General features: G+C 71.4%; 11 protein-coding genes. 8 read left to right on the top strand and 3 right to left on the bottom strand.

Features of this window, described 5'->3' with window-relative positions:
• The coding region (locus IE271_RS34715; protein WP_268256257.1) for a non-reducing end alpha-L-arabinofuranosidase family hydrolase at positions 1–432 on the bottom strand (432 nt) is incomplete at its 3' end.
• Between the two features lie 1619 nt (positions 433–2051).
• On the opposite strand from IE271_RS34715, the gene IE271_RS34705 reads away from it, so the two are divergent.
• From IE271_RS34705 to IE271_RS34695, 3 genes are all read left to right on the top strand, one after another.
• On the top strand, positions 2052–2960 hold the full coding sequence (locus IE271_RS34705) for a zinc-binding dehydrogenase (protein WP_190194455.1): 909 nt from the start codon (positions 2052–2054) through the stop codon (positions 2958–2960).
• Positions 2961–3034: 74 nt separating this feature from the next.
• The gene (locus IE271_RS34700) at positions 3035–3952 is read left to right on the top strand and encodes an AraC family transcriptional regulator (protein WP_190194454.1); all 918 of its coding nucleotides are present in this window, start codon (positions 3035–3037) and stop codon (positions 3950–3952) included.
• Positions 3953–4358: 406 nt separating this feature from the next.
• Positions 4359–4670, top strand: coding sequence for a hypothetical protein (locus tag IE271_RS34695; RefSeq protein ID WP_190194453.1), 312 nt, complete (start codon positions 4359–4361; stop codon positions 4668–4670).
• A gap of 128 nt (positions 4671–4798) precedes the next feature.
• Here IE271_RS34695 and IE271_RS34690 read toward each other — a convergent pair whose 3' ends face one another.
• On the bottom strand, positions 4799–5761 hold the full coding sequence (locus IE271_RS34690; RefSeq protein WP_190194452.1) for a zinc-binding dehydrogenase: 963 nt from the start codon (positions 5759–5761) through the stop codon (positions 4799–4801).
• 165 nt (positions 5762–5926) lie between these two features.
• On the opposite strand from IE271_RS34690, the gene IE271_RS34685 reads away from it, so the two are divergent.
• The 5 genes from IE271_RS34685 (at position 5927) to IE271_RS34665 (ending at position 9681) form a co-directional block, all read left to right on the top strand.
• Positions 5927–6571, top strand: a complete 645-nt coding sequence (locus IE271_RS34685) for a TetR/AcrR family transcriptional regulator (RefSeq protein ID WP_190194451.1) — start codon at positions 5927–5929, stop codon at positions 6569–6571.
• A 341-nt stretch (positions 6572–6912) separates the two neighbouring features.
• A complete protein-coding gene (locus IE271_RS34680) occupies positions 6913–7719 on the top strand; it encodes a thaumatin family protein (RefSeq protein ID WP_190194450.1) in 807 nt (268 codons plus the stop codon).
• Positions 7720–7739: 20 nt separating this feature from the next.
• A complete protein-coding gene (locus tag IE271_RS34675; RefSeq protein ID WP_190194449.1) occupies positions 7740–8573 on the top strand; it encodes a glycosyl hydrolase in 834 nt (277 codons plus the stop codon).
• 58 nt (positions 8574–8631) lie between these two features.
• Positions 8632–9051 (top strand): septal ring lytic transglycosylase RlpA family protein, encoded by a 420-nt coding sequence (locus IE271_RS34670; RefSeq protein WP_229919768.1) that lies wholly within the window; start codon positions 8632–8634, stop codon positions 9049–9051.
• A gap of 162 nt (positions 9052–9213) precedes the next feature.
• On the top strand, positions 9214–9681 hold the full coding sequence (locus IE271_RS34665) for a hypothetical protein (protein WP_190194448.1): 468 nt from the start codon (positions 9214–9216) through the stop codon (positions 9679–9681).
• Between the two features lie 79 nt (positions 9682–9760).
• Here the strand turns inward: IE271_RS34665 and IE271_RS43455 are convergent, their stop codons facing one another.
• On the bottom strand, positions 9761–9889 hold the full coding sequence (locus IE271_RS43455; protein ID WP_268256256.1) for a hypothetical protein: 129 nt from the start codon (positions 9887–9889) through the stop codon (positions 9761–9763).
• Between the last annotated feature and the right edge of the window lie 266 nt (positions 9890–10155).

Below are 10155 nucleotides of genomic sequence, written 5' to 3'. Positions count from 1 at the left end.
CGTGCGGTAGATGAAGGGCCACGCACCCCACTGGTACGCCAGCACCCAGATGTTCTTGGGCGCGAAGTAGAACAGCGTGGGCGCCACCGCGGCCTGGTTCATCCCCGCCTGGCCGGCCGACGCCATGTCCGACCAGTTGGTGAAGGGACTGAACCTCATCGAGCCGTAGGACGATCCCGACACGTTCGACGCGTAGACCAGGTGCTTGCCGTTGTACATGACGCTGGTGAAGTCCTTCAGCGAGACCCACCCGTTCGCCGGCTGCGCCAGCACGCCCGTCGACGTCCACCGGTAGGTCGACGGAAGAGAGCACGCGCTGGTGGCCGCCTGAGCCGGGGCGGCGACGGGCGTCACCGCCGACGAGACCAGGGCCGCGATCGCGGCGGCGAGCGCCACGGACAGACGTTTGCGGCTGAAACTTCCTCTGCGCATGAAGACCCCTCGATTCTTGAGCAGGCGGTTCCGGTCGCCCCCGTGAGAGGCTGTCCGGACGGTCGATGCGGTGCGGTTCGCGCGACTTCGCGGGCACCGGGCCGATCCCTTGCGGCTTTCCGGTCCCGCGAGACCTTCCGACACACCGGCGGCGCCCGGCGCCTTCGGTTCGCCGCGAACCGCACCGGCTTGCGCCGGACGCCGACGGCGGCCGACTCCGCTGAGCAGAACGCGAGGACAGAACATGCTTGACACGTCCATGACATACACATGAGCGGCGCACTCCTTCGACTCGGCCGTTTCGGCGGGCGCGCCCCGAAGGCGTCCCGTTGCGCGCATGGAGCACCTTCGACATGTTCGCAATATCGAACATTAGTCGAGGTGTCGAGCAACCTGGATGATAGGAGACCGGGAAGCGGCGTCAATACCTCTCGCAAGATTCGCGAGTGGAGTCGAAACGTTTCGTATGGTGCCTGGAGAAAACGCTGCGGCTCGCGCCGGCCGGACGGCCGGGCCGGGCGGATGGGCAGCCCTTCGGCGCCGGAGGGAAGCAGGTCTCGTGGATGCTGTCGACTTGGCCGGCCGCCCTCTCCGGTCCCGTGCGCGGTCCGCGAGTCGTTGACCCGTGCGGCGCGACCGGCGCTCGGCGCCCTGGGCCGGTGATCTCGACCCCCGTACAGGCACGGCAGGGCCATGGCGAGGGATGGGTGCGGAAGGGATGAAGCCCCTGGTGCATGGGGTGCCAGGGGGTTCGGGAACAGCGCGCTGCCGCTCGGCCCCGGGTCGATCAGTCCGACGCCGCCCAGGAAGGCGGCGAGCGCGGTGGCGCGGGCCCGGAGAGCCAGCCAGCCGTACGCCGGAGAGCCGGCCCGGCCGGGACGAGCCGTTCGTCGGGGCGCTGGTCGCGGGCCCGGGCGGGCAGCCGGTGCGCGGACCTCGACCGGTTCGCGTCGTTCCCGTGGCGACACGACGGCGAGCACACTGTCGCCGACATGGCCGCCTGGGTGAACGCCGAGTTGCTGAAGAGTGTGGCGGAGATCGGCCGGCTGAGGCTGCTGCGCGCCGCTCGGGCCGCGTCCGCCGACTGAAGCCTCATCCGTTCCACTCCGTCCGGGCACGCGGCGTGGCGGCGAAGTCCTCGGTGCGTGCCGGCTGGACGTGGGGTGTTCCCACCTGCTCGACGGCGGCCGGCGTCAAGGATGCCGTCGGCGAACGGCGGACCGAGCGGCAAGCAGCCCTTTGCGGTCGGCGCAGCGGCCGGCCGGCGGCTCGGGGTGGGGACCGGTCGAGCAGCGGATGGCGGTAGTAGTGACTCCGCTTCGAGGCCGGCTCAGCGGACTGTCGACGACCCGGCGCTGCCGGAGGCGTCGGCCGACCTTCTCCACTCCCCCGACGGCATCGGGGACGTGGACGGCTGGACGCTCCGCCGGATACGTGCGGGCCCCGACGGGCCACGCGTCGCACTGACACAGATCGTCAACTGATTGATTCTCATGGGACTGGTCGCCGTCCTGGTCGTGCGTAGGGTTTCAAGAAGGCGGCGGTGCGGCATTCCGCGCACTCGATCCGCTGCCGCGCCGAGTGTTCAGGCGCATCCGCGAAAGAAGGAAGCACACCTTATGCGCGCCCTTGTGGTCGATCACGGCGAGGCCGGCCCCGTCCGGTTCGCCGATGTCGATGAGCCCGTACCGTCCGCCGGTGAGGCGTTGGTGGAGATACGGCACATCGGCCTCAATTTCGGGGAGCTGAAGTACCCGCAGGAGTGGCCGGCCGGCGCTGTGCACGGCCACGACGCCGCCGGCGTCGTGCTGCGCGCCGCGTCCGACGGCTCGGGGCCGCCCGAAGGCACGCGCGTCGCACTGGGAATGGCCCCCTACGCGTGGGCGGAGCGGGTGGCGGTCGGCCCTGGCTGGCTCGGCACCGTCCCCGAGGGGGTAAATCTGGCCGACGCCGCCGCGCTGGGGGTCGCCGGAGTCACCGCGCTGCGGGTGCTCCGCAAGCGGTCCCTGCTGGCGCGCAACGTCCTGGTCACCGGCGCCAGCGGGGGCGTCGGGCACTTCGCCGTCCAACTGGCGGCGCTGGCGGGCGCCCGGGTGACGGCACTCGTCGGTTCGCCGGACCGGGCCGCCGGACTCCGCGCACTCGGGGCCGAGGAGGTCCTGACCGATCTGGACGAGACCGAGGACCGGTTCGACCTCGTCCTGGACACGGTCGGCGGGCCGGTGCCGGCCCGGGCGTGGCGTTCCCTCGCCGAGGGCGGCGCCCTCCACCTGGTCGGTTTCTCCTCGGGTGAGGACACCACGTTCTCCTCGGGGACCTTGTTCGGGTTCGGCGAACCCCGCACCATCGCCACCTACGGCGACATGACGCCGCCCAGCCAGGAGCTGACGGATCTCCTGGGCCTCGTAGCGGCCGGGAGGATCGCGGTACCGGTCGGCCTGCGGGGCGACTGGAAGGACGTGGACGACGCCGTCCGGGCGCTGTTCGCCCGGAGGGTGCACGGAAAGATCGTCCTCGACGTGACCTGAAGCCCTGGACGAGGACATGTACGACGTCGCCCGCCGGCCGTCGCGGTTCGCGGCGGTCGGCGAGGATGGGAACCATGGATGTGCTTGCGGAGGCCTTGCGGGTTTCGGGTGCGCGAGGAGCGCTCGGGGTGGTGTTGAAGGCCGGAGGAACCTGGGGCCAGTGGCTGGACTCCTATCCGGGAGCGGCACTGCACGTGGTGTCCCGTGGCACGATGTGGCTCCACGTCACCGGCGAGAAGCCCCTGGAGGTGCGGGCCGGGGACGCCGTCCTGGTGTCGCCGGGCACCGCACACGGGATAGCCGGCGGCTCCAGCGTGACGATGGGCTCCTGTGACCGTGAGGCGGCGGTCCGGGCCCTCGCCGAGGGCAGCGCCCTCCGACTGGGCTCGGCACCGGTGCAGACGGAAGTGATCGTCCTGCACTATGAACAGGACCCGGAGGTGAGCACACCGGTGCTCACCTCCCTCGCCCGGCCGGTACACGTCGCAGCCCGCGAGAACGCACAGCTCGCAAGAACCGTCGAACTCCTCACGGCGGAACTCGCACAGCCGCAGATCGGCACCACCGCCGCCGTCAACAGCATCGTCGACCTTCTGCTCGTGCAGTTCGTACGCGCCTGGCTGGACCGCCACCCGGAGGAGCGGTCCGGCTCGTGGCTGGGCGCGATGCGTGATCCGGTCGTACGCGACGCCCTGGCCTGCGTCCATGCCCGACCGGAACACCCCTGGACCACACAGACCCTGGCCGCCGCGACGAACGTCTCCCGCGCGACGCTGTCCAGGCGCTTCCGGTCCGCCCTCGGCCGGACGCCGGGCGCGTACGTGACACAGTGGCGCATGGACCTGGCGTCCGTCCGGCTCCGCGACACCGACGAACCGGTCGAGTCGATATCCGAGGCGGTCGGATACGGCTCCCCGCACGCTTTCAGCCGTGCCTTCCGCCGTGCCCGGGGCATGGCCCCGGGCGAGTACCGTTCTCGACTTCGCAAGTGACCGCAGGCAGGCGAGCACCGGCAACGCTTGAGCACGAGAGCGGTGCGGGCGAGTGGGCGAGGACGACACGCCTCGTCGTCACCGAGCAGGTCGTCGGTCTCGCGCCCGGTGAGCGCGACCGGGCTCCGTGGCCTCACCATCGGCCTCCCGCAGAGCGCCGTCCTCACCCAGGCCGCCGAACCGCCGTGGACCGCGCCGCTCGCGACGGCGTCCACCGCCGGACCGGAAGCCCGTGCGCGAATACCGTGGAGCGCGACCGGCTTGTGCCATATCCTGCTCTGTTGCCCATCAGTGAGAGGAGTGCGGTGTCGTGCGAGTCATCGTGACGGCCCTCGTGGATTCCTTGGCCCAGCCGCCCGCCCGGAAGGTCCGGGAGCACGGGCGGCGGGTTCCCTCAAGGAACGAGATGTCCCGAACCGACAAGACGAAGCCCCTGTGGGTGCGTTTCGCCGAGCACCACCCCCGGCCGGTCCACGACCACCGCCACGGATCCTGCGACCTGCCGCCGGCCCCGACACCGCAGGACACGCACACCCGCTGCCGGTGGTACCCCGACACGCTGCTGTTCGGCCGCACCTGCTGTTCCGGGTGCATGCGGCGGACCTGCACCAAAGAGCGGCAGGGAATGAACAGGACGGCCAACCGCAAGGAACGCTACGCGGGCCGGCGTGAGGCACGACGCCTCACCACCGGCCAGGACACCGACCGACAGCCGTAAGCCGGCTCCCCGCCCACCGGGTCCGGTCGCCCTCCCGGCCGGACCCGCCCGGGATCTCCGTCGGATGGCGAGCGAGCGCCGAACGGCCCGGCCCCGTCACCCGGACGGCGGGCGCCGTCCCGCCCGGCTCAGGGGGTCAGCACGATCCTGCCGAACACCTTGCCCTCGTCCATCGCGCGGTGCGCCGAGACCACTTGGTCCAGCGGCAGCACCTCGTGCACGACCGTGCGCAGGTTCCCCTGTGCGGCATCGGCGAACTGGGACGACCGTACGGCCTGCTTCTCGGGGGCGGGCACGGTGTCGGAGCTGAAGACGGCGAACGACAGAGACTTGCGGAAGGCGTCCAGCAGCCGCATGCCGAAGTCCGCCGGCGGCTGCCCGCCGACCACACCGAGCGCCACGTACCGCCCGTCGGGGTTCAGCCTGTCCAGGAAGAGGGGAAGCCGGGGACCTCCCACGACGTCGATCACCACGTCGAAGCCGGCCGGTGCGTCCGGGCCGCCCCCGCCGGAACGGTCGAGGACGTGGGTCGCGCCCAGGTCCCGCAGGCGGGCGCCACGCTCGGCCGACGAGGTGGTGACCACCACCGCGCCCGCGCCGCCCCCGGCCGCGAGCTGGACCGCCGTGATCCCGATGCTGCCCGCCGCACCGCGCACGAGCACCGTCTCACCGGGCGTGAAGCGGGCGCGGTTCAGGGCGAAGTGGGCGACCACGCCGGAGCCGCCGAGAGCCACCGCCTCGGCGCCGGTCAGGCCGTCGGGCAGCGCGAGGACGTTCTCGACGGCGGCGACGGCCTGCTCGGCGTACCCACCGGACAGGCCGGTGAACGCCCACACCCGCCGCCCGATCCACGCGGTGTCCACGCCCTCGCCCACCGCGGTGACGCTTCCCGCGATCTCGCTGCCGAGGAGGTGGCCCTCCCGGAAGCCGTGAGCGGCGAGCGCTCCCCGGCGGATCACGGCGTCCACGCCGCCCACCCCGATCGCCTCCGTGGCGATGTGCACCTGCCCCGGGGCGGGAACGGGCTCGGGTACGTCGACGACCTCCAGGCCGTCGGGGTCTCCGAACGTCCTGATCACGACGGCTTTCATCGCTGCTCCTCGAGTCGGTGGAGGGACGGGCCGCAGGTGCTGCGGCCGTGGATGTCGAGCCGGTCCCCACAGCCGAGGCGTCACCGGCAAGGCGCCGGGCGGGGCGGCAGCACTGCTGTCGGACCGTAACGGACGCCCCCGTCCGGCTGGCTAAAGTGAGAAACCATGACCGTCCATGTGACTCGGACCGTGCGTTCCGACGTCCGCGACAACCGGGCCCGCATCCTGACCGCGGCCCGCGCGGTGTTCGGCGAGAAGGGCCTGGGTGCGCCCATGCGCGAGGTCGCCCGGCACGCGGGCGTCGGCCCCGCCACGCTGTACCGGCACTTCCCGACCAAGCAGGAACTGATCGTGGAGACCTTCGCCGAGCAGCGGCGAGCCTGTCACACCGCCGTCCGCGACGCCCTCGCGGACGCGGACCCGTGGCACGGGTTCCGGAGCCTGGTCGAGCGGATCTGCGAACTGCACGCGCACAGCCGGGGATTCGCCGACGCCTTCATGACGGCCTTCCCCGAGACCATGGACTTCGCCGCCGACCGGGAGCGGACACTGCGCGCGGTCGCCGAACTGGCCCGCCGCGCTCAGCGGACCGGCCGTCTGCGCCCCGACTTCGTCGTCGACGACCTCGTCCTCATGCTCATGGCCCACCAGGGCGTCCAGGACACACCGCATGCCGCCCGGATCACGGCCTCCCGCCGCTTCGCCGCCTACGTGATCGAGGCGTTCCGCACCGCGCCGGACGCGGGAGAACCCGCGCCGCTGCCCCCGGCTCCACGCCTGCGGCCCGCGCACTCGTCCGGCACGTCATGAGCAGGTCACCGGGAGGCCTGCTCGTCCTCGCGGCCCGGCACCCCTCGGTTCCCGGTCGCGGCGACGAAGGCTCCGTTTCAGGAAAAGGCCCGGTGGCCGAAAATGGAGTCCTTGTTGGTGCAGACCATTGACAGGCCCCAGCCGGATCGCTGTCATATGGGGCTGTCGAGCCCTCGCGAGCACCCTCAGGAGTTCCCGTGGACGTGTGACAACGTTGCCACGCAGGAGGCCCGGCAACCGGGTCGTGTCATCGGCTGCCCGCACCTTCCCCACCTCACCCCCACCGGCACGCCCCCTTCTCCCGGCCCCTCACCCCCCACCACTCGATCGACGGAGGAGTTGTGCGCAGAATTCCGACCGCTCTGGCCGCGGTGGCCGCCGTCCTGCTCGTACTGGCCCCACCGCACACGGACGCGCCGCCCCGGGCGGAGGCGGCCACGAGCACGACGCCCGACCGCGCCGTACCGGCGGCGGCCTCGGCCGTCAACCACACGGTCACGTTCGTCAACGACACCGGCAGGAAGATCTGGGTCGGCAGTGCCGTCAACGCCGACGGGTCCGAGAACTTCGGCTCGCTGCCGATCCTGGAGGCCGGCCGGTCGGCGACGGTCACCGTTCCGGAGACGTCCGCCCCCGGCTACTGGCGCGGCAAGTTCTTCGCGCGCATGGGATGCAGCGGTGTCTCCGGCAGCACCTTCCACTGCGAACTCGGCGACTGCGGCGTGTTCGCCGACCACTGCGCGCCGAACACCGGCGAACAGCCCGTCAGCCTCGCCGAGTTCAACTTCGACAGCAGGGACGGCCTGGCTCCCTGGTACAACGTGAGCTACGTCAACGCCTTCTCGGTCCCGGTCACCATCACCCCCGTCGATGTGACCGGTACCGGCGGCGGCTGCGCCACCATGGGCTGCTCCGAGAACCTGCTGCCCCGGTGCCCCGCCGCGAACCTGACGCGATGGGCCGACGGCACGCCGAAACTGTGCACCAACCCGGACCGGGACGCCAGGACCGCCTACAGCGACATGATCGCCACCCACTGCCCCAAGGCGTACGGCTGGTCGAAGCAGGACCAGGAACCCGGCAACCAGGTGATGCAGCAGTGCACCCGATGCACCGGCTTCACCGTCACCTTCCACCACGGCGCCTGAACGGACGGACAGGACACACCATGCGCAGAAGGAGCGTACTGACCGCACTGGCGACGGCACCGGCCGCCTTCTCGGCCCTCAGCCGGGCGGCCGTGGCCGCACCGGAGACCGGCACCGCCGCGGTGAGGAAGAAGGGCGTCAGCGCCTGGGACTTCACCGGGGTCGCCCAGTGCCTCGCGGACTCCCGAGCCGGCTGGTTCTACACCTGGTCCTCGGGCCCGGGCAGCGTCACCGCGCCGGCCGGCGTCGAGTTCGTCCCCATGATCTGGGGACCGGGCTCCGTGACCGACGCCGAGCTGGACCAGGCCAAGCGGCAGGGCACCACGTTGCTCGGCTTCAACGAGCCCGACCACCCGGGGCAGGCGACCATGACCGTGGAGCAGGCGCTCGACCTGTGGCCGCGGCTGCACTCCACCGGCCTGCGCCTCGGCGCGCCCGCGGTGGCCACCGGAGCGGACGTCGCCGGCGGCTGGCTGGACCGCTTCCTGCAGGGCGCCGCCGCCCGGGGTCTGCGCGTCGACTTCGTCCCCGTGCACTGGTACGGCGCCGACTTCGACGCCGCGAACGCCACCGGCCAGTTGCGCGGCTACCTCCAGGCCACCTACGACCGTCACCGCAAGCCGCTCTGGCTCACCGAGTACGCGCTGATCGACTTCTCGTCCGGTACGCCCAGGTATCCGACACAGGCCCAGCAGGCGGCCTTCGTGCAGCAGTCGACGGCCATGCTGCAGGGACTGTCGTTCATCGAGCGCTACGCCTGGTTCACGCTCTCCACCAGCCGCGGCGACGGCACCGGCCTGTACAACGGCACGACCGCCACGCAGGTGGGCGCCGCCTACCGCACGGCCGGCTGAGCCCGCTCCTCCCCCACACCGTTCCCCGACCGTCCCGCCCGAGAAAGGCCCCCCCACGGTGCGTGCACTTCCCCTCGCCCGCCTGACCGCAGGCATCACCGCGCTGTCCGCCGCGCTCGTCCTGGCCCCCGGCAGCGCCGCCGCCACCCCCCTGGCCGACACCTGCTGGGCCACGCACTACGGTCCCGTCCCGGCGGGTGCCTACACCGCCAGCGGAGAACTCTTCGACAACGACGCCGACACCGCGGCGACCTCGCTGACCCGCGATCCGCAGCTGCCGTTCGGCACCCGGGTGCGGGTCACCAACGTCGCGAACGGCGCGTCACTGGTCGTCCGCGTCAACGACCGCGGCACCTTCCAGCAGACCCCGCAGGAACCCAAGTGCCTCGACCTGACGGACGGCGCCTTCCAGCGGCTCGGAGGGGTCGTCGACCCCGACCAGGGGCACATCGTGGTGACACAGGAAGTGCTGCCGTGACATGAGGTGCGGCGAGCACCGCCCGAGGTGACCGGCTCTCGGCCCGGCGGGCAGCGGAAAAGCGACCGAAGTCCTTTGGTTTTCCACGCGGTGAAGAGGTACCCGTCGGCACACACCGTCCGCGGAACGCCATACCGGCGACGGGCCGGGCAAGGAGCCGAGATGACCACCATCGCATCAACGGGACGGACGACCACGGCACAACGACAAGCACGTCGCAGCAAAACCGAGGGACAACAGCCTCAGAAAAGCACCGACGGGCTGCGCATGCACATCCTGCACGCCCGGCTGCCCCTCCCTTATCTCACGCCGGGTGACGTGTCCGCCAACGTCCGCACCGTCGCGTCACGCATTCCCTCACGTCCCGCACCCGAGACGATCGCCCTCTACGGCGGTCTGGGAGCACTCGCGGTGGCGGGGGCCCTCGACTGGCCGGTGGCCCTCGTCATCGGTGGGGCGACGGCGGTCCTCCGCAGCCGAGGCGAGGAGCAGGGGACGCCGGAGCACCAGGAGGCGGAGACGGGGAACGCACCGCCGGCAAAGGCGCACCGTCAAGAGGACACCGAGACAGAAGCGAAGGCCGTGCCCAAAACGACGGCCGGAGCGTCGGCGAAGAACAAGTCGTCCTGATCCGACGAGGCGAAAGACAGGGGCGAAGGACAACAGCAGCGGCTCCCGGTGCTTCTCTCACCGGGAGCCGCTGCATGCGTCATGCCGCCGCTGCGGCGGCATTCCGCGAGCGCATGTAGGCGTACAGTTCCCACGCGAAGCGCGCAATGATCGCCTCAGCGAGCGCCATTCCGACCCGCGTCAGCATGGCCACCACAAAACCACCCATGGGCCACATTCTCCCGTCCCGGCCCTCCGACGGCCGATCCTCCGGCTCGGACAGCCGTTTTTCCGAACCTTTTCCACTTGATGCCCGCGCAGGCGTCCTTCGCATGGCCGTCCGGTGACGGGCAGATGAACCCGCCACGCGTACACCTGCGCGGAGCGGACCGGACGGTCGCGATGCAGCAGTGCCGGGCCCGGCCGAGCCGTACGACGTCCGTGGTTCCTGCAGGGCTTCGGTTCACGGGAACCCGGAGGCGGCGTCGCTGTCAG

Source organism: Streptomyces minutiscleroticus, assembly GCF_014650875.1.
GTDB lineage: Bacteria > Actinomycetota > Actinomycetes > Streptomycetales > Streptomycetaceae > Streptomyces > Streptomyces minutiscleroticus.
The sequence above is the reverse complement of the archived record's forward strand: the minus strand, read 5'-3'. Positions and strand labels throughout refer to the sequence as shown.